This is a genomic window from Priestia sp. 10L35, assembly GCF_056395685.1.
Map to the genome: position 1 here is coordinate 1 of NZ_JBFTKA010000008.1, position 22209 is coordinate 22209.

Below are 22209 nucleotides of genomic sequence, written 5' to 3' on the forward strand. Positions count from 1 at the left end.
ACGTGTTACTCACCCGTCCGCCGCTAACGTCATAGAAGCAAGCTTCTAATCAGTTCGCTCGACTTGCATGTATTAGGCACGCCGCCAGCGTTCATCCTGAGCCAGGATCAAACTCTCCGAAGAAATGTTTGACTTGCTCAATTAAAAAAATAAAATTTAACGTTGACGTTTGTCGCTTTGTTCAGTTTTCAAAGTTCAACCGCCGCTCTTAAGCGACTTTTTAATCTTACCAGTTTATCTCTTTCTTGTCAACAACTTTTTTAAGAAGTTTTTTCAAGTTTTTGATAAATTTAGTATCGCTCATCGGCGACGTATATAAATTTACCACGGATATTTTAAAGCGTCAATAGATTTTTTAAAATAAATCGTGTTTTTTTAGAAAAACCTTTTATCCAGGCTATAAAGTCATATGTCAGGGTATCTACACGTCATAACCGCACCGTATCAGATACCCTTTATCCTCTCTATCATTTCGCCACATAGTGTCTATGGTACAAACTCTTTCCTTTGGTTTCTACTTTTTTTACCATAATGATATCTTTTTCAATTAAAAACTCAAGAAGTATTCCTAAATCAATAGCATAAGGGCGTATTTCGGGATGATGAACCAGTTCATTAAACGTCCATTCCTGCTTTTCACTTTTCATAATATGAACAAGATGCTTGGCACCCAATTCAGTTTTTTTATTTACTAGAAATTCACTCGCTAAGAAAAGCAGCTCTAAACGCTTGCTAACCTCTTCTTGGCTAATAATTAGCTCTTCGTAAAGACGATGAATTTCAGGTTCTATTTTTTTCACTTGGTTCCATACTGTCACTTCTGGATGAAATCCATTTTCCAACACAGACAGTCGTGCTAAATGATGAAGAGCATGAATGACATGATTGAATGCATCTAAATAATGATTAGACGCATAAAAGTCTTTTCCTTCTTTAAATCGGCGAATCAACTTAGCAAACTCGACACCTATTCTCTTTGTCCGATCTTCTCTAGGAAAATCAATTAAGCGTTTCTTTAAGTTTTCCATATATTCGTTTCGATCAAATAGCACTTTACCATTTAAGATCCAATCAATAATACGGCGGTTCGTCCCATTCATAATCCATTCACTCATTTGCTGTTCAGAAGCCATATAAAGTGCCGCACGCTCATTTTCATATTCGTATTGTTTAATAAAAAGAGAAGTTTCTGTAGTTTTGGTCACAATAAATAAGATAGCATCCAAATTATCCGTCACTGGAGATTCTGATTTCTTTTTTTCAATCAGTAAAATACCTAGTGTGTCTTTATTGCTAGCTCTTTCTTGATATATTGGCCGTAAAACATCTTCCATTTTGAGCTCTCCTAACTGTAATAAACAAATATTTTTCAAAATTTTAAAGGCTATGGACTAAGATTTCTTTTTTTATTATATACGATGTATAACGGATATCCCACTCAGAATTATGGAAATCATTCAGAAAGCTCAAAAACCAACGATAATTTTCCGAAGATTCAATTTTTATCATCATTCATTGTCTCACTCTATGATATATTGGTAACAGGGGGGATACTGATGGGGATAAAGTATTCAAATAAAATTAACAAGATTCGCACGTTTGCACTCAGTCTGATCTTTGTTGGTTTCATTGTTATGTATGGGGGAATTTTCTTTCGGTCTTCAGTCTGGCTAATGACTATTTTTATGCTTTTGGGTTTGCTGTGCATCGTAGCTAGTACCGGCGTTTATTTCTGGATTGGCATGCTTTCTACAAAAGCGGTTCAAGTAACCTGCCCTACATGTCAAAAGCAAACCAAAATGCTAGGGCGCGTAGATATGTGTATGTATTGCAACGAGCCGCTTACGCTTGACCAGTCTCTTGAAGGAAAACAATTCGACGAAAAGTATAATAGAAAAAAACAAAAAGAAAGCTGATAGTATCACTACTATCAGCTTATTAATGCGCTTTTTTAGCCGTACAATCAGGACACGTTCCGTAAATTTCCATTCGGTGGTGACTAATATCAAAGTCAGTAATATGAGCAGCCAGCTTTTCTACTTCGTCTAAACCAGGATAATGAAAATCCACAATTTTTCCGCAGCTTTCGCAAATCACATGGTAATGCTCTGTTGTAACATAATCAAACCGGCTTGATGCATCACCGTATGTTAGTTCCTTTACAATACCTACTTCGCGAAATACTCTTAAATTATTGTAAACGGTCGCTACACTCATATTTGGAAACTTACCTTCCAGCGCTTTATAAATATCATCTGCTGTTGGATGTGTCATTGAATTGATTAAATACTCTAAAATAGCATGACGTTGTGGTGTAATACGAACGCCAGTACCTTTTAACGTTTCAAGGGCTTCTTGTAAATGATTTGACACGTCATGCACCCCTCTTCTGTAAGTATTATTACTTTATAATTCTTATAATTAGTCTACATGTTTTACCCACGTTTTGTCAACTTGATGCCTATTCCTATTTTATGTAACAAGTAGAAATTTTTCATATATTTTATGCAAAAAAAGAAGTGTGGAATTCAATCCACACTTTTAAATATATTAACATCTGAGGAGGTATGCCCTACACTGATATTGTATGTTCAAAGACTAAAACTGCTCTAGTTATCTGCCTGTTTTTATGCCATTTTTTCTTTAATAAATGATAAAGCTTCTTCCACATGCCCTTTCACTCGAACCTTGCGATATTCTTTTACGAGCATTCCTTCTTTATCAATGATAAAAGTGGAGCGTTCAATGCCCATATATTCTTTTCCAAAGTTTTTTTTCAGTGTCCATACTCCATACTCTTCAGCTACGCTGTGATCTTCGTCAGCTAAAAGTAAGAATGGAAGGCCGTGCTTATCAATAAACTTATGGTGTTTGTCGATTGGATCCGGGCTCACTCCTAGAATCACCGCATCTAGCTCTTCAAAATTTTCATGCTGATCTCTGAAATCACAGGCTTCTGTTGTGCAGCCTGGCGTCATATCTTTCGGATAAAAATACAGCACAACGTTTTTGCCTTTCATCGACGCTAGTGATACTTGCTCTCCATTTGTAGACATCAATACAAAATCGGGTGCTTTTTCTCCAACTACAGCTGTCATATTTATCTTCTCCTTTACGCTTTTCATTTTCTTTGAATAGCGTACCCAATATTAGATAAGATGACAAGTTTAAGTACGGGTAACAGTCCGCATCACAAAGATTGCAGGCATAATATAGCCGATAAACGCTTCAAAAGTTGCAAATAATTTCCCAATTCCAACCGGATACATATCTCCGTAGCCTACTGAAAATAACGTCGCTGCGCTGAAATACATACTGTTAAACAGGGTATAGAAATAATGACCTTCATGTTCAAACCCTCCGCTTAATACTGGAATACTCCCCATCTCACATACTGTATAAATAAGGCTAAATCCCAATAAAACTGTAATATATGAATAAAACAAGACAAAGAAATGACCAATTGAGAAAAAATGAAATTCTCCAAGTTCTTTTTCAAAGAGAAACTTCATACTACCAATTACAAAAACAATGATAACGAGGATTAGAAAAATAACCATCATTCTACTCCTTTAATTTATACTCTACTACCACTATACGCGCGTTCTTGTCCATTCATTACTACTCCGAAGCCACGAAAAAGAGCAGGCGTTTAATTGCCTGCTCCTCTGTATTTTTTGACACCTGTATTCCATAAGAAAATAGAGATTACAAAAAAGACGATTCCCATAACTGGGGTTAAAAATGCATATCCATACCATTCTGATCTTCCTAAGAAATAAGCAGCTGGATATACGCCTACAAATGCAAAAGGAAGAATCCACGTTAAAACATACCGGATGACATTATTATAAATATCTACAGGATACCTTCCGTAGTTTCCAATATTATAAATAGTAGGCATAATAGAGGTTCTGGCATCCGACCAGAAGCCTATGCTTGCTAAGGCGATGAAAATTCCTGCGTATACAAGCGCTCCTCCTAAAATAAATAATAGAAAAATAAAAACATCATACCACTGGAAATGAAGATGTAAAGAAGACGCAGCGTAAGCCATTACTGCAATCCCTGTGATACCACCAAACAATGATTCTAGTTCCAGCCGCTCCAAAATGACTTGAAACAAACTGTGAATCGGCCTCGTTAAAATTCGGTCCATTTCCCCTTTAACAATGTACCGCTCGTTGAAATCCCAAATGTTAAAGAAAGACGAAAAAATAGCAAAAGGGACCAAAAAGAAACCATAAATAAAGATAATTTCCTCTCGTGACCATCCGTGCAGCGACTGAGTATGTCCAAATACGACTAAAATAAAAATCAAATTAACTGTTTGAAACAATAAGTCTGAAATGATTTCAACTACCATGTCGGTGCGGTACTGAAGCCTTGTTTTCATATATTGACTAATGTACTGAAAGAAAATCGAAAAATAAAACATTTTCATAGACTACCCTCCTTGAATAACCATTTTTTTCTTCGCTATGTTCCACAAACATGCAATAGGGATAAATAGAAGTCCTGACCAAACTGCTTGTGTGATAAGAGCATTTATTACTTCCTGCCCTTTAAATCCATTTGTGAAAATCATGCTCGGAATATAACTAATGGCTTGAAAAGGGAAATAGCTCATAATATGTTGCGCCCAGAAAGGATAGAAGCTGATGGGCAGAAGAAGTCCTGAAAACAAATCAATAACAACGCGCTTCGCTCGAATGAGTCCATCATTGTTAAAGAGAAAGAAAGTCGTAATACCCGTTAATAAATTAATTTGTGTATTAATAATGAAACTAAAAATTAAAGACAGTCCAAAATAAAGCCATGTTGCTGCATTTGCTGAGAACTGTACTGGAAATAAAAACGCGACAATAATCATGCCGGGCACTGAGAAAAACAGCAGCCGAAAAATCCCTTCTCCCAGTCCTTGCATTGTTTTCATACCAAGGTAGCTATAAGGCTTAATTAACTCTACTGCCACTTTGCCATCTTTAATTTCCATTGCCATTTCACGGTCAATATTATTAAAATAAAAGGCTCTTGCCATCCATGAAACGGCTACATACGTTGTCATTTGGGTAATGGATAACCCTTGAATATTCTCTTTTCCTCCATAAATAGCGGACCATAAAAAGTAGTAAGCACCAATATTAATCGCATAAATCAATATTCCGCTGTAATAATTCGTCCGATACGCCAGCATCATTAAAAAGCGAATGCGTATCATCTCTATATATTTATCCATTCACAACACCTTCTTCATAAATGTTGCGGATAATTTCTTCCGTTGAAATTTCTTCAATGTTAATATCACTGATTTCATGCTTTGCCACCACTTTAGCAATCAGCTGCGACATCAAGTCCCCTTTATTTTGAAGCTGCGCTGTCCACAAATATTTTTGATCACCTTCAATCCAGTTAACAGGCATCCCTTGCGTCAATAGCTTCAACTGCTCGTTATTTGGCGCGGTTCCAAATTCAAACGTAACTTGTTTAAGGTCTCCCCAATTCGAACGCAGCTTTTGCAGCGATCCGTCATAAATAATACTGCCTTCATCCAGCATTACAACGCGTTCACATAAAGCTTCAATATCTGCTAAATCATGTGTCGTAAGCAAAATCGTCGTATTATATTTCTCATTAATTTCTTTTAAAAATTGGCGGATTTTTAATTTAACTAGTACATCTAAACCGATCGTCGGTTCATCTAAAAATAGAAGCGGCGGATTATGAATAAGAGCAGCAGCCAGCTCACAGCGCATTCTTTGACCTAGAGAAAGCTTTCGCACCGGCTTATCTAGCAGCGGTCCAATATCTAACGTTTGAATAACGTGCTCCATATGAGCGTTATAATCTTCATCTGACACTTTGTATACTTTTTTTAACAGGCGAAAAGATTCTTGTACGGCAATATCCCACCATAGCTGAGAGCGTTGACCAAAAACAACACCAATCGTTTGGGCAAACTTTTCTCTTTCCTTATGAGGATTCATTCCATTTACGGTAATGTCGCCTGAAGTAGGAGTTAAGATTCCTGTCAGCATTTTGATTGTGGTCGATTTCCCCGCTCCGTTTTCTCCTATATACCCTACCATTTCTCCTTGTTTTACGGTAAACGATATATCGTTCACAGCTTTCATGACTCTATAATTACGGGTAAATAGATCCCGGAATGCCCCTTTAAGCCCAGAGCGGCTAGAATAGGCTTTAAATTCTTTCCGAAGTTGATTCACCTCAATAGCATTTTTCATTGTATTCCCTCCGTTACGTCGACGTATTAGTGGTTTCTTTTATTGTTTCCAGCTCCCTTGCTAGCAACTCCTCCAAGAGACGAGGAACTATTTTCTAGCAGTTAGCTCACAAATTTCTATCATACACGTTCTCGAATGTTTTTCAAGAAACAAATAAGTTTGATAGAATAAAGAAGTTGAACTTTTCATTAGGAGGCATATTATGCAATTTACAAAATCAGAACAATTACACGCTGAAGCGCTCGAGCATATTGTAGGCGGCGTTAACAGCCCTTCACGTTCATATAAAGCCGTAGGAGGCGGAGCGCCTATTGCAATGGAGAAGGCAAACGGAGCTTATTTCTGGGACGTTGATGGAAATAAATATATTGACTATTTAGCAGCTTACGGTCCTATTATTACGGGACACGCTCATCCTCATATCACGACAGCTATTACAAAAGCAGCTGAAACGGGTGTTCTTTACGGTACGCCAACTGCTCATGAAGTCACATTTGCTAAAATGCTCAAAGAAGCGATGCCCGCATTAGATAAAGTGCGCTTCGTCAACTCTGGAACAGAAGCCGTTATGACAACGATCCGTGTAGCACGCGCTTATACTGGACGCGATAAAATTATTAAATTTGCAGGTTGCTACCACGGCCATTCTGACCTTGTATTAGTAGCAGCTGGATCTGGTCCTTCTACACTCGGCACTCCTGACTCTGCTGGTGTACCAAAAAGTATCGCTAACGAAGTCATCACAGTTCCTTTTAACGACATTGAGCCTTACAAGGAAGCATTAGAAAAATGGGGCGATCAGATTGCAGCTGTTTTAGTAGAACCAATCGTTGGAAACTTCGGAATTGTTGAGCCGGAACCTGGCTTTTTAGAACAAGTTAATGAATTAACTCACGAAGCTGGAGCACTTGTTATTTACGATGAAGTTATTACAGCGTTTCGCTTTATGTACGGTGGAGCTCAAGATTTACTTGGTGTAAAACCTGATCTCACTGCATTTGGAAAAATCATCGGCGGCGGCCTTCCAATCGGAGCTTACGGCGGTAAAAAAGAAATCATGGAAAAAGTGGCGCCGCTTGGACCCGCTTATCAAGCAGGTACAATGGCAGGAAACCCAGCTTCTATTCTTTCTGGGATTGCTTGCCTAGAAGTACTAAAGCAAGAAGGTGTTTATGAACAGTTGGATAAGCTAGGGGCGATGCTCGAAGAAGGTATTTTAAAACATGCTCGTACATATAACATGCCGATCACTATCAATCGATTGAAAGGCGCTCTTACTCTCTACTTTACAACAGAAACGGTCAAAAACTATGAACAAGCAGAAAATACAGACGGCGAACTATTTGCACGCTTCTTTAAACTAATGCTCCACCAAGGTGTCAACTTAGCTCCTTCGAAATATGAAGCATGGTTCCTTACTACAGCTCATACAGAACAAGATATTACCGACACATTAGAAGCAGTCGAAAAAGCATTTAAACAATTAAGTGAAGAACGTTAATTCTTATTCTAAAGAGGCTGAGATAAAAGGATTTTAGACGAAGTGAAAAACGAACCATTGATCAAGATGTTTGATTAGTGGTTCGTTTTTTTTGTTAGGGTAAACGTAGGGTTTGTGTGTATAGGTCTTTCTAGCAGTTGATTGAAGGGCAAGTCGAAGACTGCTGCGGAAATCAACTGCTGTGTCACAAGCGGTTCAGCTCATGTATCCCATTTGTTCGTCTTTAGATTGGATTTATTTCGTTATGTCTCGACCTCTTTTTCGTTTTACCTTCGGGTTTTCTTATAGAACATTCCCACCTTTCATAACCATTTCTTACGCGTCATCTCCTTTTTGTCAGCCTGTCGAAAAATCCCGAGAAATACCCTTATTTTTCTGCTTGTTTTCTCTTGATATCCATTCTTAAACCTTGTATAGTATGTTATTGTTTATATTATTTCCAACAGGTTATGTAATAAAGAAGGATTGATTTTTGCAATTTATCATTTGTTTTGGGGAACATTCTTCATAACGAAAAAACTTTTTTACAGAAAGGAACTACGAACGCACATGAAACTTGGTGCCCGCATCTTAAAAACGGGAATTGCCATTACACTTTCATTGTTATTAGGTGAATTTCTAAGTTTACCATCTCCAATATTTGCGGCAATTGCGGCAGTTTTTGCAATTCAACCGTCTATTTACAGATCTTATTTAACAATATTGGAGCAAATACAGGCGAATGTGATTGGAGCTGCTTCTGCAGTTTGTTTTGGACTTATTTTTGGTACCCATCCCATCATTATTGGTTTTACCGCTGTTGTTGTCATTGCAGTCAACTTAAAATTACGTATTAATAATACAATTGGGCTTGCGCTTGTGACAGTAATTGCAATCATGGAAAATCCAGGAGATAATTTCGTTGAATATGCACTTATACGCTTTGGTACAGTGTTACTTGGGGTATTCTCAGCATTTATTGTCAATCTTATTTTTATTCCGCCAAAGTATGAAACAAGATTGTATTATAAAATTGTAAGCACAACGGAAGAAATTATTAAATGGATTCGCATGAATCTTTATCACGCATCTGAGCACACATTGTTAAAAGAAGACATTGAAAAAATGAAAGACAATGTGGCTAAAATGAATCAAATCTTTGATTTTTACAAAGAAGAACGCACTTATTCAACCAAAAAACGTTTTGTTAAGTCACGCAAGCTCGTTTTATTTCGTCAAATGATTACCGTAACAACACGAGCTCTTACAACCTTGAAATTACTTCACCGAGTGGAAAATGATCTTCAAGTCATGCCGCAGCAATTTCAAGATTTAATCAAATCTGAAGTTGAGTGCCTGTTAATGTATCATGAGCAAGTATTATTAAAATTCATTGGGAAATTACGCGTACAGCCAACCACTACTGTACCAAACGAAGCCTGCGTTGGAAAACGAGCTTTAATCGATAAATTTATGCAGTACAAAATATACGATAATGATGAAGAGAATAAGGTTATTTATCATATCTTCCCTTTAATTTCTGTCATCATTGAGTATAGTGAAGAGTTAGAGCATCTTGATAAGCTGATTGATACGTTCCAAAACTATCACAAGGATGCTAACTCATTTGATATTAATCATCAGCGACAAGAAGATTAAAAACACCACCTATTGTTAGACAATAGGTGGTGTTTTTAAATTGTATCAAGCTGCTGAACGTTAAAGAGCTGATAGTAATGACCTTTTTTCTTAATTAACTCCTCATGAGAACCTCGTTCGACTACCCTTCCATTTTCTAAAAGTACAATTTCATCAACATGAGTAATTGTAGATAAACGATGGGCTACAATGAAAGTCGTACGGTCTTTTGCTAGTTCAGCTAATGCTTCTTGAATATAGTGCTCACTTTCCAAATCTAGAGCTGAAGTGGCTTCATCAAAAATAAGAATAGCTGGATTTTTTAAAAATACGCGCGAAATGGAAATACGCTGTTTCTGTCCCCCTGATAGCTTCATTCCCCGCTCTCCCACTTTTGTATCATATCCTTCGGGCAAATTCATAATAAAATCGTGGGCATTTGCGGCTTTTGCCGCAGCAATTACTTCTTCATCTGTCGCTCCTGGCTTTCCAAGCAGTATATTGTTTTTAACCGTGTCACTAAACAACACCGTATCCTGCAGGACGATTCCAATCTTATCTCGCAGGCTGCGTACTTTATAGGTTTTGATATCAATGTTATCAATGAGAATTTTACCCTCTGTCACATCATAAAAGCGCGGAATTAAGCTGATAAGCGTGGATTTCCCTCCTCCGCTCATTCCAACAAACGCAACGGATTTTCCTTTTTCTACATCTAAATTAATATCATGAATCACAGGTTTTTCTTCTTCTTCATAAGCAAATGAAACGTGCTCAAACTGCACCTTTCCATGAAGCTCAGTACATTCTTTTGCATCTTTCTTGTCTGTAATATCGTATTCTTCATCAATGAACTCAAACACCCGGTCCATAGATGCAACAGACTGCGTGAGCGTAGTCGATGAATTGACCAAGCGGCGAAGCGGATTATACAAGCGGTCAATATAGGCCACAAATGCTACCATCGTTCCTACGCTAAGACTTTCTGTGATGACTTGATATCCAGCAAATGTAATCACGATTAAAGGTGCCAAATCGGTAATGGTATTCACTACTGCAAATGTTTTTGCATTCCAATTCGTATGATTGATTGCTTTTTGTAGAAAATTTGAATTTTGCTTATCAAATTGCTTCTGTTCATGAGGCTCAATAGCAAAGCTGCGAATAACAGAGATCCCTTGAACCCTTTCATGTAAATGCCCCTGCACTTCCGCTAAAGCCTGCGAACGGACTCTTGTTAAATGGCGAAGACGACTGTAAAAATATTTTACAGAGAACGCATAAACCGGCAGCAAAATAATCGACACCAGTGTTAAAGGTACATTCATCGTAAACATAATCACAATGGCTATTACAATCGTCATCATATCAAGCCATACGTTCATTAAACCTGTGATAACAAAGTTTTTTGTTTGCTCTACATCATTAATGACTCGTGAAATCACTTCACCCGCTCGCGTATTTGCATAATAACGTAAGCTAAGCTTTTGAATATGGCTAAACAGCTGATCCCGTATATCATATAGTACTTTGCTCGATACCCACTGAGCATAATACTGCCTGTAATATTCAATGGGAGGTCTTAACACTAAAAATACAACAAACGAAATCCCCATAATCGTCACCATTTTATGAACTTTTTCAGAGGAGGACATGCCATGTCCATTTACGATATCGTCCAAAACATATTTCAAAAGCAGCGGAATCAATAAAGGAATAGCAAATTTAATAATACCAATTAATACAGTGCCGACAATTTGCCATTTGTATGGCTGTACAAACTTCATGTAGCGTCTTATACTTCCCATAAAATCTCCCCTTTCTATCTATGAGGGCAAGCTTTCTTAGTATATGTACACGCGTTGATTTTTTAGTGCTTTTATCTCTTCTAAAAGATGGTGAGCATAACGCCAAAAAGAACATTATATCAAACAGTCAGCTTTAGACGGCCTAACATAATGTTCTCTAGATCATTCATCAAGAATGCCGATATGTTAAAAAACGCTCATACCAAATGTCAATGAAATCTGGAGCAAACGGGCCTTTTCGCTGTCGAATCCAACCTTTTAACTCCTCGACGTGATTATGTAAAATACGGTCAATCACTTCTGGATAATTCATTTCTTTTCGATGCTTCTCATATTCATCTTCATCAAGAAGGGTGTATGTCATATCTGGATAGACTTTGATATCTAAATCATAATCAATATATTTGAGCGCTTCATTGTCATCATAAATGAACGGCGAACTGATATTGCAGTAATAATAGATTCCATCTTCACGGATCATCCCAATGACGTTAAACCACTGCTGAGCATGAAAATAACAAATTGCAGGCTCTCTTGTGACCCATGTTCGTCCATCTGATTCTGTAACGACCGTACGATCATTTCCTCCAATCACTAAGTTATTGGTTGCTTTTAATACGGTTGTCCGATCCCATACGCGATGAATATGTCCATTATGCTTGTAGCTGTGTATTTGAATTGTTTCTCCTTCCACCGGAATTCCCATCTCCAATACCTACTTTCATTTTAGCACTTAAAAAAATTCATATAACGTCTCCATTTGTCTTATGTTTATTATAACGGTTTCTCTCTCATTTTAACACAAATGTGCTAACCTTCTTGAGTTCAAAAAAGTCACTCCCCCTACTTTTCCTTTGCTTGGCAGCCTTAAAAAAGAGAGGAAGTGACACATCAATGTTCATTAAGCAAGTGTAGAGCAAGCCCCTTCACTTTTATATGTACGAATAATACCTTCGGTTTGTGCTTCAAACGTCAATTGAATCTCTTTTAATTTTAGTTTCATTTCACTAATTTCATCTTGCACAGAATGAAGTTTTGCTTCTTCATGAAGTTTTATTAGTTCACCTTCGATTTCCTGACAGCGCTCAATCTCAGACTGCAAAAACAGAAGTTGATCCATGGTCTCCAATTGTTGAGTCACTAGCTGATCAAATTTTTTCATACGATAGCTCCTCCCTATTTGCTTTAACCATACACGCGGCACTTCTGTTAACATTCTGTTTAGGTGAGACAGATTCCTTTGACGAGTTGTGTAAAGTTTCAAGAAGTTTTGTCATACTTTGTTGCTTTTTATATAAGAAAAAGCGAACTTAACATCGCCGTATGAAAGACGTTAAGTTCGCTTTTGGTATTAACCTTGGTATTTACCAGAGTTTTGGTTTTTCTTTGCTTCAGCTTGTGCGTTTTGTTGTCTCACTTCTTGAGCACTTGTTTCGCTAGCAAATTCAGTACCGAAGTTGTTTTTAGATGCTTGAGCATTTTGGCTTTTGTTTGCCGCTGCTTGAGCATTTTGTTGTTTCACTTCTTGTACATTTGTTTCGCTACCAAATTCAGTACCGAAGTTGTTTTTAGATGCTTGAGCATTTTGTTGTTTCACGTGTTGTGTGCTTGTACCAGATGCTGTTTTGTTTGTTTGTTTTGCCATTGTAATCACCTCCACGAAAATTAATATGCCCGGGAGGTAAATAGGGTATGCAAACTTTTTTCAGTATTTTAAGGCGCGAGCACAAAACACATTTACCTTACATTAAAAGTGAACGCCCTCCGTCAATAATAAGCGTTTGACCGCAAATCATATTTGCTTGATCGGACACTAAGAACATAACTGCATCTACCATGTCTTTTGGCTCCACCATACGACCAGCTGGAGTATGCTTGCGTGCATCATCTAGAAGCTCATCGCGATTTGGGAAATGTTTTAATGCCTCTGTATCCACAGCCCCTCCAGATACAGCATTTACCACAATATTCTTTGGAGCCAGCTCCACTGCTAAATAGCGGGTCAACGCTTCTACAGCAGCTTTTGACACGCCTACTGTTGTATAATTTTCTAAGTAACGAATAGACCCAAGCGAACTGATGGTAACAATCTTTCCTCCGCCTACTTTTTCCATACGTTTAGCCGCTTCTTGTGCACAGAATAAATATCCTTTGCTGTTAATATCCATTGTCCAGTTCCAGTGAGTTTCTTCCAATTCCATAATAGGACGTAGAACTCCTGACGCTGCATTACTTACAAATACGTCTAAGCGACCGAATACTTCATCAATTTGCTCAAACATTTCTTTAATTTTTTCTACTTTTCCTACGTTTGCTTTAACAACTAATGCTTCTCTGCCTAGTGCTTTGATTTCTTCTGCTACTTCCTGCGCTGCACTTTTGCTTCGTGCATAGTTTAATACAATATCGTATCCTTCTTTAGCCAGACGTAAGGCAATTTCTTTACCAATACCTCTGCTGCTTCCCGTAACTAGTGCTACCTTTTGTGACATGATGTCATCTCCCTTATGTATCGTATTATCTTTACATTGTACTGATTTTATCGTATAAGAAACAAGTAATATAGGGAAAATAGATAAAACTTGATGAAATGAACGAGGTGAATAGAATGTATGTAGGTAGAGACATGACGGCTCTTTCAATGATTTCTAAAAGCGAGTGGAAAGACAGCGAGCTTGCGTTTTTTCATCACTCTTTACAGCAAATGACGCCGTATTTAAATGCTGAAGGACAAAGTATTCATCAGCAAATTATTAAAGAAATTGAAGCACGGGGCGGGCTACAGCGCCACGAAGCAGATTACACACACGGCACGCATGTATCATATGATTAAATAAAAAGAAGCGCGGAGTTTATCCACGCTTCTTTTATTTAACAAGTAAATATTCTTTTAAGATTTTTTGATGGGAAACAGGAAATGCATATTGTTCTAAATCTTTTTCAGAAACCACTTTCAAATTTTTTAATGCACTGATATCACTTGCAAGCTCTGCTTCATATACTGTGATGTTCCAGACGATATGAGAAAACACGTGCTGAATTGTGGTAAACGGCGCATGAATTTTAATATCGGCTCCGTACTCATTTTGAATAAATGCCTGAAGCTGCTGATGATCTGGCGCTATACTAAGATCGACTTCTATATTTGGAAATTCCCATAGGTTCGCTAAAAGTCCTTTGCTTGGACGTTTATGAATCAGATAATTTCCTTCCTCGTCTCTAATCACCGCTGCAGCAAGCTGAAGAGCACGCGGCGCTTTTTTCTTTGATTTGACAGGAAGCTCATTCTGCACTCCTTCTGCAAACGCGCGGCAGTGTTCGCGAACTGGACATAACAAACAGGAAGGAGAAGTTGGCGTACAGACAATGGCACCAAGTTCCATCATGCCTTGATTGAAATAGGAAGGATTATCTTTTGAAATAATTTCATGCACAATATCTTCAAACAGCTTTCTTGTTTTCGGTTTTGCAATATCATCCCAAACGGATAAAATGCGCGATAGCACACGCATGACATTTCCATCTACAGCAGGCTGCGGCACTCCGTATGCAATACTTAAAATGGCTCCTGTTGTATAAGGGCCTACTCCTTTTAGTTTAGAGATTTCTGCTGGCGTATTTGGAACTTCTCCCCCGTATTGTTCGTGAACTTCTCGAACGGCGGTTTGTAAATTACGGGCACGGGAATAATAGCCTAATCCTTCCCACGCTTTTAACACATCATCTTCATTCGCATAAGCTAAATCTTTAATAGTGGGAAATTTGCTAATAAAATTATTAAAATACGGAATGACCGTATCTACTCTCGTTTGTTGAAGCATAATTTCAGATACCCACACTTTATAAGGGTCCTGATCTTGACGCCAAGGTAGAATGCGCTGTTCCTGCTCAAACCAAGAGATTAAGTCATCTTGAAATGCTCGAATATCGAAATTTTGTACAATATCTTTACTTTGTTTCACGTCATAGCCTCCGAGGTATTAACTATACATATACAATGTGTTGCTTTTTGAATCTTAGTAACTTTATGATAACCTTATAACAACTACAAATATGAATAGTAAAATGAATTGTTCAAATAATGAATAAAAACAGCTAATTTGCTGCGTTAGTAATAAAGCGAGATTTTTCGCCCTAAATCCAGCTTCCATGCTGAATTAGGATAATCTAAGATTGTCATTTTACAAAGGAGGAGTTCGCTCTGGATACTGGTACACACATTGCAATGGGAATCGCTTTAGGCGGCCTTGCAACATTAGACCCCACTGTATCTGCGAATACAGCCACAATGGATGCTGTAATGATTGGCGTAATGGCCGGGTCATTAGCACCTGATTTAGACACTGTTTTAAAGTTGCGAAACAATGCACAGTATATCCGCAATCACCGTGGAATTACACATTCTATTCCGGCTGTTATTTTATGGCCTTTGCTTATCGTGCTCATTCTTTCGCTTCTGCTGCCAGGAGCTAACTTGCTGCATCTCTGGATGTGGACCTTTGCAGGCGTCATTATTCACGTTTTTGTTGATATCTTTAACGCTTATGGCACGCAAGCTTTACGGCCTTTCACAAATAAATGGATTGCGCTTGGCGTAATCAACACGTTTGATTACGTGATTTTCTCAGCTCACGTACTTGCGATTTTAATCTGGTTTATTGGAGCAGAACCAGGACCAACATTTATTACGCTGTATGTGTTATTGGCATTTTACTATGGATTGCGCTTTTATATGCGCCACCAAATTGCCAAGAAGCTTCGAAAACAGTTTCCTGATGTTATCAAGCTCAATATCTCTCCTACGCTGCGTTTCACTCACTGGCACTTAGCTGTGACGACCGAAAAGTATTTTCATGTAGGAAGAGCAATCGGAGAAGAAATTTTTATTTATGATACGTTTGATAAAGTTCCAATTCCCGAATCAGCCGTAATTGAAGTAGCGAAAAAAGATGAAAATTTATCTGCTTTTCTTTCATTTTCACCTATTTATAGATGGGAACTGGATGAATATAACGACCACATTGAAGTGCGCTTTATTGATTTACGCTACCGCAGCAAGGACTACTATCCATTTGTAGCCGTAGTTCAGCTTGATTACGATTTAAATATCATTTGTTCGTACACAGGTTGGATTTTCAGTGAGAAAAAATTGCGTAAAAAGCTTGATTATCTCCCGCACTAATCATAACAAGAACAAATATGAAACCCAAAAACGAACCGTCTGCTCAAGACGGTTCGTTTTTATTTAATGTTTTAAATAGTCATCGTTATTTAATAAATGCTGATATTTAGGGTTTTTAACCGCGATTTCATGAAGTTTGTCTCCGTAGCTGTTGATATACATCGTAACAACCTTTTCCGTCGCTTCTTTCCCTTTATAATCATATCCGGCTTTTGCGTAAGATGACTCAAAATCTTCCCAGAAAAGCTCGACCCACGTGCGTGCTTGAGCATATGAGAGCGAACTGTTTTTATTTAAGAGCTGATTCGTTAATCTTTCAAATATATCGTTCATAAGAACACCTCGATTACCAAAATTCTTTATGAGTATGTTTGCACTTTTAACTTACACTATAAATGCGGAGTTATTCACTCCCTCATGTACTATATCATAACCGCAACGCTTTCTGTTGTAAAAGGAGAGGTATCGATGCGCAATAAAGCAAAAGATTTTACAAACCAACATCATACTAAGCTTGAAGGCGAACCTCGAGCAAAAGCTGAGTACGCTTCAAAACGTGCAAATGGAACGATTAACACGCATCCTCAAGAACGTATGCATGCTTCTAATGAGCGCGAAGAATAACCGCTTGCTTTACGTTTAAAAATAGAGTGAATATAGAAATCAAACAAGCAGCACACTTCGTGCTGCTTGTTCATCCCTTTATTTTTTCAACATGGAAATAGGCAGTGCCTCTTCGTTTTGCGGTGAGCCAAGCCTAAATCCCCACGCAAAAACTCCGTTCATATAATCAATTTTAAAATATGAACCCGGATCTCCTTGAATTTCATATACTTCCCCTGCTTTAAACGTTTCGGGATCCAATAAATATGACCTAGCCATTGTTACTTTTCTTTCTAATACTGCATACTCATTGACCATGCCAAGCTGTTCAGCTTTTCGTGCTTTTTCTTGAAGAGACCCAATTTCTTGTTGAAGTTCATACGTCGTCATATCGCTGTAACGTTTTTCAGACATGCTGTTTTCCCCCTTGTTTGCTTTCATTTTATTATAACAAAAGGTATAACTAAAGGGAGACTATGAAAAGGGAGTTTTGGGAATGAAAACAGTGCTAATCACGGGCGGCGCGACGGGTCTTGGAAAAGAACTCGCTAAATTTTACGCAAAAGACTACAACGTCATTCTAGCTGGACGCAATCACCATAAATTAAAAGAGGCGCAGCATGAGCTAGGAGACAACGTATATACGATGTCTGTAGATATTACAAAATATGAAGAAGTAGGAAAATCTGTAGAAAAACTGCTGATGAACCATTCAGTAGATATCCTTATCAACAATGCAGGCATTGGACATTTTGGTCCTTTGACCGATTATACAAAACAAGCCATTGATGAAGTCATCGATACAAATGTAAAAGGAACTATTTTTTTAACACAAGCGCTTATGCCTCATCTCTTGACGAGACCTGAACCTAAAGTTATGAATATCATTTCAACTGCAGGACTTCGCGGGAAAGCTAATGAAAGCGTCTATGTAGCAAGTAAGTTTGGCGTAAGGGGATTTACAGAAAGTTTAAAAGTGGAGTATCAAGATACCAACCTTCATGTGATTGCAGCTTACATGGGAGGCATGAATACTCCTTTTTGGGATCATAACAATCACATTAAAGATAAAAGCCGATTGCGCTCGGCTTCCGAAATTGCTGAGATTATTTATAAACAGCAGAATGACTTGGAAGATATTTTGTTTTAAAAAGATTGAAACATAACTGTATCAATCTAATCTAAAGATAAACACCTTGTATAAATGATCTTATAGGAATTGCTTATGACACGGCGGTTGATTTCCGTGCAGGACTTCGCTTTCCGCAGGAGTCTTCGTCTTGCCCTCCAATCAACCGCTAGAAGCAGCTAAATACATGAAGTTTACGTTTACCATCACAATAAAAAATCCGAACGAGTTGGATTCTCCATCAAGAATCTCGATTCATCGTTCGGATTTCTCTTCAACTAACATACTTTTGTCCCGCCTTTATTCCTCTTCAATGGAATCTAGAAATGATTGAATTTGGTCAATAGAGAATCCTTTTCTATAAAGAGCCTGCTTCATTTTTTGCTGATATTCCCAGCCTTCATACTTTGAAAAACGACGATGAGCTTTCATTCCTTGGTATTGCAGAGCTTCCCATGCCTCATCGCTTTCTTTTTCTGTATTGGTGCGCTGAAATGCTTCTTGAATAATAGAAAATGAATAGCCCTTCACTGCCAATGCTTGTTCCATTTTTTGTTTCATCATTACTTGAGATAATTTTTTATATTTTCCTTTTAACTTTTCAATTAATTTCACAGCAGTTTGAATTTGCTGTTCTTCGGGGTATTCACATAAACTAAGGGTAATAATGGAATCAGAAATTCCCTTTTCTTTTAATTCTCTTTGAATCACATTTGGTCCTTTTGATGTCGTGTTCATTTGAGTTAACACGAATGCTTTTGCAAACTCTTCATCATTTAAATAACGGTGGCTGACTAATTTCTGAATAACTTGTTGAATAATAGTAGAGTTAATTTCTTTTTTCTTTAAATAATCATGTACCTCTTTTTCAGAGCGCATTCGATAAGATAAGTAAGTGATTGCTAAATTATAAGCTTTTTTCTCATCATCTGCGTACTGAATTTCCGTTAATTCAAATTCATCAAGCTCACGACCTTTTTTCAAGTCATATTTTATGAGGACATTTTCGTCAACACCAAAGCCAAACTCTTCACCTTTACCATAATCTAAATACACATTATAACGTTCACCGCTATTCTTTTGCGTTGTGATCTTTGTGACAACAGGCATACACCTTCACCTCATATTTCTTATTAAATTAATGGCTGAAGAACCGCCAAACGTATCATACACATTTTTATTTATCTCAACAAAGGAGGAAGTTCGTATGAAAATTGTTATTGCTGGAGGAACTGGATTCGTAGGTAAAGCTTTAACAAAACATTTTTTAACACAAAAACATTATGTATATATTTTAACACGCAATGCAGATAAAGCTGCAAGAGATCCGAAACTTAAATATGTAGAGTGGATGCAAGAAAACAGCCAACCTGAAGAGCATGTAGAAGGAGCAGACGTTTTTATCAATTTAGCTGGCGTTTCACTTAACAGCGGCCGCTGGACGGACGAGCGCAAAAAAGCCATTGTGGAAAGTCGCCTTTCTTCTACTCAAGAAATCCTTCGTATTATGGCTGCCTTACCCGAAAAACCGTCCCTGTATGTAAATGCAAGTGCGGTTGGTTATTACGGGACATCGACTACAGAAACGTTCACAGAAGCTTCTCCATCCATCGGCACAGACTTTTTAGCTGAAACGGTAAAAAAATGGGAAAATGAAGCGCTAAAAGCGATGGAACTCAATATTCGTACTGTTTTAACAAGGTTCGGCGTTATATTAGGCAAAGATGGCGGGGCACTCCCTTCTACCGCCCTTCCTTATAAATTATTTGCAGGAGGGACAGTTGGTTCGGGAGAGCAGTGGATGTCTTGGGTGCATCTTCAAGACGTCGTCAAAATTATTGATTATTGTATTCATACCGAACAAATAGAAGGACCTGTTAATGTAACTGCCCCAAACCCCGTTCAAATGAAAGAGTTTGGAAAGACGATTGGAAAAGTGTTAAATCGTCCTCACTGGATGCCCGTACCTAGCTTTGGCCTTCAGCTGCTGATGGGAGAAATGAGTATGATTATTTTGAAAGGACAGCGTGTTTTACCTGAAAAATTGATTCAACAGAATTACATTTTTACATATACTGTATTAGAAGATGCATTGCGAGATTTACTCTAGTTATTTTCTGATATTTACCTAAAACAGGTGACTAAGCTGCCGATAGATAGGAGCATCCTTTATGAAAACCATTCTCTTGAAAAATGCAACGCTCTATCCTATTACGTCAAAACCTATTTATAATAATGATGTGCTCATTCAAGATGGAAAAATTGTTTTGATTGGGCCAAACTTGCAGCCTCCTCTTCAAGTAGAAGTCATTGACTGCAAACAGCGCTATTTATTCCCTGGATTTATTGATGTTCATACACATCTAGGACTATATGATGAAGGAACCGGCTGGGCCGGAAATGATGCTAACGAAACAATCGAGCCTATGACTCCCCATATCCGAGCTTTTGACAGCGTACATCCTTTAGATCCTGGGTTTAAAGATGCCATTGAAGCGGGTATTACGTCTGTACACATTATGCCTGGAAGTGCAAATGTGATCGGAGGCACAACATCCGTTATTAAAACAGCCGGAACAAGTATTTCTCAAATGTTGATTCAAGAGACAGCTGGACTTAAGATTGCGCTAGGAGAAAATCCAAAACGAATCCACAGCCATGGCAATAAAGAATCCATTACACGAATGGGTATTATGGGGATGCTGAGAGAAGCCTTTTATCATGCAAAAAGCAGTGACAATAAAGATGATTTGCGAATTAAACCACTCATTCAAGCGCTGAATAGAGAGATTCCCGTTCGAATTCATGCTCACCGAGCCGATGATATTCTATCAGCTCTGCGCTTAGCAGATGAATTTAATTTAGACGTTCGTATTGAACACTGTACAGAAGGTCACTTAATTGCTAAAGAGCTAGGTGGAAGAAACTTAAAAGTAAGCGTGGGACCAACTTTAACACGGCGCTCAAAGGTTGAACTGAAGAATAAAACGTGGAAAACCTATCAAGCTCTCTGCAATGAAGGAGTAGAAGTTTCCATTACAACAGACCACCCTTATACGCCCATTCAGTACTTAAATATTTGTGCATCCATTGCCGTACGTGAAGGGCTCGAAGAACAAAAAGCATTAGAAGGCATCACGATTGCTGCTGCTCGAAATCTTCGTATTGATCAGCGAATCGGCAGTATCGAAGCAGGAAAAGACGCTGATTTGGTGCTATGGAGCCATCATCCTTTTCACTACTTAGCAAAGCCTATTTTCACCATGATAAATGGTAAAATATTATTTAAAAAAAATTAACATTTTACCTATTTTCTTTTTTAATTTTTTTTAGTATGATACGTTTAGAAGCATGTGAATTTCACAAAAGCATAAACATCACACGTTGACTTTTTATGTTTGTTGACTTGTAATGGGAAGGCAAATGGTGCGCCACCAGGTAACTGGTTCTAGTGGGTTCGATTCCCACCCCGAAATTTTTTTAATTATTAAAAAATTTCGAGGGTGGGGACTTGATTGGAGTCTGTATATACCCTCGATCAGGAGGGAAAAGTTATGTTAAAAAAACGTGACCTAAATGACTGTCAATCTCTATACGAACTCATGGTACATCCTGATGTCTTCCCTTTTGTTCGTCATAAAGCCCATTCCTATGAAGAATTTTTATTTGTGACTAAACAAACGATGGAAGCAGAAGATCATGGAGAAATTATTTCTCGCACGATTTTAGACGAATGGGGTAACCCTATCGGCACCATTAATTTATTTGATGTACAGGACCAAGCTGGCTTTTTAGGCACTTGGCTTGGCAAACCGTTTCATGGAAAAGGATATAATCAAATTGCAAAAGAAGCGTTCTTTAATGAACTGTTCTTTGAGTTAAATATAGAACGAATTTTTATGCGAATTCGCAAAATTAATATTAGGTCTATTAAGGCTGCAGAAAAACTGCCTTATGCAGTACTTGCGAATGAAACACACAAAGCTTTATACGATGAAATTAATCAACATGAAGACGTATATGATTTATACGAAATTCCAAAAGACTTGTATACATTATACTACTTGCGTCACGAACAAGACGTTCAAGAAGATCACCAGCTTAAAGAAGCGTAAGAGTCTCTC

26 protein-coding genes and 1 rRNA gene are annotated in these 22209 nt (G+C 37.8%); 10 read left to right on the forward strand and 17 right to left on the reverse strand.

Annotation, left to right across the window (positions count from 1 at the left end; all coding sequences use genetic code 11):
* Both AC1DEF_RS23320 and AC1DEF_RS23325 read right to left on the reverse strand, forming a co-directional pair.
* Nucleotides 1-123 (reverse strand): 16S ribosomal RNA (locus AC1DEF_RS23320); the annotation flags it as partial.
* A 344-nt stretch (nucleotides 124-467) separates the two neighbouring features.
* Nucleotides 468-1334 (reverse strand): nucleotidyltransferase-like protein, encoded by an 867-nt coding sequence (locus tag AC1DEF_RS23325; protein ID WP_013055174.1) that lies wholly within the window; start codon nucleotides 1332-1334, stop codon nucleotides 468-470.
* A gap of 222 nt (nucleotides 1335-1556) precedes the next feature.
* On the opposite strand from AC1DEF_RS23325, the gene AC1DEF_RS23330 reads away from it, so the two are divergent.
* On the forward strand, nucleotides 1557-1916 hold the full coding sequence (locus AC1DEF_RS23330) for a YgzB family protein (RefSeq protein ID WP_013055173.1): 360 nt from the start codon (nucleotides 1557-1559) through the stop codon (nucleotides 1914-1916).
* Between the two features lie 22 nt (nucleotides 1917-1938).
* On the opposite strand, the gene perR is transcribed toward AC1DEF_RS23330, so the two are convergent.
* The 6 genes from perR to AC1DEF_RS23360 form a co-directional block, all read right to left on the reverse strand.
* Complete coding sequence (gene perR / locus AC1DEF_RS23335; RefSeq protein WP_013055172.1) at nucleotides 1939-2373, reverse strand: peroxide-responsive transcriptional repressor PerR; 435 nt, start codon at nucleotides 2371-2373, stop codon at nucleotides 1939-1941.
* Between the two features lie 254 nt (nucleotides 2374-2627).
* Entirely contained in the window at nucleotides 2628-3098 is a 471-nt protein-coding gene (gene bcp / locus AC1DEF_RS23340) for a thioredoxin-dependent thiol peroxidase (RefSeq protein WP_043977888.1), read from the reverse strand.
* Nucleotides 3099-3167: 69 nt separating this feature from the next.
* Nucleotides 3168-3563, reverse strand: a complete 396-nt coding sequence (locus AC1DEF_RS23345; protein WP_223260285.1) for an ion channel — start codon at nucleotides 3561-3563, stop codon at nucleotides 3168-3170.
* A gap of 89 nt (nucleotides 3564-3652) precedes the next feature.
* Nucleotides 3653-4438: an ABC transporter permease gene (locus AC1DEF_RS23350; RefSeq protein WP_097824787.1), complete on the reverse strand. Its 786-nt coding sequence runs from the start codon at nucleotides 4436-4438 to the stop codon at nucleotides 3653-3655.
* Nucleotides 4439-4447: 9 nt separating this feature from the next.
* Nucleotides 4448-5239, reverse strand: a complete 792-nt coding sequence (locus tag AC1DEF_RS23355) for an ABC transporter permease (protein ID WP_043977886.1) — start codon at nucleotides 5237-5239, stop codon at nucleotides 4448-4450.
* Complete coding sequence (locus tag AC1DEF_RS23360; protein ID WP_043977883.1) at nucleotides 5232-6245, reverse strand: ABC transporter ATP-binding protein; 1014 nt, start codon at nucleotides 6243-6245, stop codon at nucleotides 5232-5234. Before AC1DEF_RS23360 ends, AC1DEF_RS23355 begins: the two co-directional genes overlap by 8 nt.
* 202 nt (nucleotides 6246-6447) lie before the next feature.
* On the opposite strand from AC1DEF_RS23360, the gene AC1DEF_RS23365 reads away from it, so the two are divergent.
* Complete coding sequence (locus AC1DEF_RS23365; protein WP_097824785.1) at nucleotides 6448-7746, forward strand: glutamate-1-semialdehyde 2,1-aminomutase; 1299 nt, start codon at nucleotides 6448-6450, stop codon at nucleotides 7744-7746.
* 549 nt (nucleotides 7747-8295) lie between these two features.
* A complete protein-coding gene (locus tag AC1DEF_RS23370) occupies nucleotides 8296-9384 on the forward strand; it encodes an FUSC family protein (protein WP_013081550.1) in 1089 nt (362 codons plus the stop codon).
* Between the two features lie 35 nt (nucleotides 9385-9419).
* Here the strand turns inward: AC1DEF_RS23370 and AC1DEF_RS23375 are convergent, their stop codons facing one another.
* The 5 genes from AC1DEF_RS23375 to fabL form a co-directional block, all read right to left on the reverse strand.
* A complete protein-coding gene (locus tag AC1DEF_RS23375; protein ID WP_097824783.1) occupies nucleotides 9420-11171 on the reverse strand; it encodes an ABC transporter ATP-binding protein in 1752 nt (583 codons plus the stop codon).
* A gap of 169 nt (nucleotides 11172-11340) precedes the next feature.
* Entirely contained in the window at nucleotides 11341-11877 is a 537-nt protein-coding gene (gene ntdP / locus AC1DEF_RS23380) for a nucleoside tri-diphosphate phosphatase (protein WP_013055163.1), read from the reverse strand.
* 195 nt (nucleotides 11878-12072) lie between these two features.
* Nucleotides 12073-12333, reverse strand: coding sequence for a YgaB family protein (locus AC1DEF_RS23385; RefSeq protein ID WP_097824782.1), 261 nt, complete (start codon nucleotides 12331-12333; stop codon nucleotides 12073-12075).
* A gap of 189 nt (nucleotides 12334-12522) precedes the next feature.
* Nucleotides 12523-12816 carry a gamma-type small acid-soluble spore protein gene (locus tag AC1DEF_RS23390; RefSeq protein ID WP_013081547.1) on the reverse strand — a complete coding sequence of 98 codons (294 nt, stop codon included), beginning with the start codon at nucleotides 12814-12816 and terminating at the stop codon, nucleotides 12523-12525.
* A gap of 97 nt (nucleotides 12817-12913) precedes the next feature.
* Nucleotides 12914-13663, reverse strand: coding sequence for an enoyl-[acyl-carrier-protein] reductase FabL (fabL, locus tag AC1DEF_RS23395; RefSeq protein ID WP_013055160.1), 750 nt, complete (start codon nucleotides 13661-13663; stop codon nucleotides 12914-12916).
* Nucleotides 13664-13779: 116 nt separating this feature from the next.
* On the opposite strand from fabL, the gene AC1DEF_RS23400 reads away from it, so the two are divergent.
* Nucleotides 13780-14004, forward strand: a complete 225-nt coding sequence (locus tag AC1DEF_RS23400; RefSeq protein ID WP_014461827.1) for a hypothetical protein — start codon at nucleotides 13780-13782, stop codon at nucleotides 14002-14004.
* A gap of 34 nt (nucleotides 14005-14038) precedes the next feature.
* Here AC1DEF_RS23400 and mutY read toward each other — a convergent pair whose 3' ends face one another.
* A complete protein-coding gene (gene mutY, locus AC1DEF_RS23405; RefSeq protein ID WP_097824781.1) occupies nucleotides 14039-15133 on the reverse strand; it encodes an A/G-specific adenine glycosylase in 1095 nt (364 codons plus the stop codon).
* Nucleotides 15134-15372: 239 nt separating this feature from the next.
* Here mutY and AC1DEF_RS23410 point away from each other — a divergent pair, with 239 nt between their 5' ends.
* Entirely contained in the window at nucleotides 15373-16353 is a 981-nt protein-coding gene (locus tag AC1DEF_RS23410) for a metal-dependent hydrolase (RefSeq protein ID WP_074682687.1), read from the forward strand.
* Nucleotides 16354-16416: 63 nt separating this feature from the next.
* Here the strand turns inward: AC1DEF_RS23410 and AC1DEF_RS23415 are convergent, their stop codons facing one another.
* Nucleotides 16417-16686, reverse strand: coding sequence for a YfhJ family protein (locus AC1DEF_RS23415; protein ID WP_013055156.1), 270 nt, complete (start codon nucleotides 16684-16686; stop codon nucleotides 16417-16419).
* Nucleotides 16687-16821: 135 nt separating this feature from the next.
* Between AC1DEF_RS23415 and AC1DEF_RS23420 the strand changes: the two genes are divergently transcribed.
* Complete coding sequence (locus tag AC1DEF_RS23420; RefSeq protein ID WP_016762865.1) at nucleotides 16822-16977, forward strand: small, acid-soluble spore protein K; 156 nt, start codon at nucleotides 16822-16824, stop codon at nucleotides 16975-16977.
* A 78-nt stretch (nucleotides 16978-17055) separates the two neighbouring features.
* Here AC1DEF_RS23420 and AC1DEF_RS23425 read toward each other — a convergent pair whose 3' ends face one another.
* Nucleotides 17056-17370: a YfhH family protein gene (locus tag AC1DEF_RS23425; RefSeq protein WP_013055154.1), complete on the reverse strand. Its 315-nt coding sequence runs from the start codon at nucleotides 17368-17370 to the stop codon at nucleotides 17056-17058.
* Nucleotides 17371-17452: 82 nt separating this feature from the next.
* On the opposite strand from AC1DEF_RS23425, the gene AC1DEF_RS23430 reads away from it, so the two are divergent.
* A complete protein-coding gene (locus tag AC1DEF_RS23430) occupies nucleotides 17453-18106 on the forward strand; it encodes an SDR family NAD(P)-dependent oxidoreductase (RefSeq protein ID WP_043977869.1) in 654 nt (217 codons plus the stop codon).
* Between the two features lie 279 nt (nucleotides 18107-18385).
* Here the strand turns inward: AC1DEF_RS23430 and recX are convergent, their stop codons facing one another.
* Entirely contained in the window at nucleotides 18386-19195 is an 810-nt protein-coding gene (gene recX / locus AC1DEF_RS23435; RefSeq protein WP_028410123.1) for a recombination regulator RecX, read from the reverse strand.
* Between the two features lie 97 nt (nucleotides 19196-19292).
* Between recX and AC1DEF_RS23440 the strand changes: the two genes are divergently transcribed.
* The 3 genes from AC1DEF_RS23440 (at nucleotide 19293) to AC1DEF_RS23450 (ending at nucleotide 22200) form a co-directional block, all read left to right on the forward strand.
* Entirely contained in the window at nucleotides 19293-20195 is a 903-nt protein-coding gene (locus tag AC1DEF_RS23440; protein ID WP_050688500.1) for a TIGR01777 family oxidoreductase, read from the forward strand.
* 61 nt (nucleotides 20196-20256) lie between these two features.
* Complete coding sequence (locus AC1DEF_RS23445; RefSeq protein WP_318331424.1) at nucleotides 20257-21384, forward strand: amidohydrolase; 1128 nt, start codon at nucleotides 20257-20259, stop codon at nucleotides 21382-21384.
* A 255-nt stretch (nucleotides 21385-21639) separates the two neighbouring features.
* Entirely contained in the window at nucleotides 21640-22200 is a 561-nt protein-coding gene (locus AC1DEF_RS23450; protein ID WP_013055149.1) for a GNAT family N-acetyltransferase, read from the forward strand.
* The last annotated feature ends 9 nt before the right edge of the window (nucleotides 22201-22209 follow it).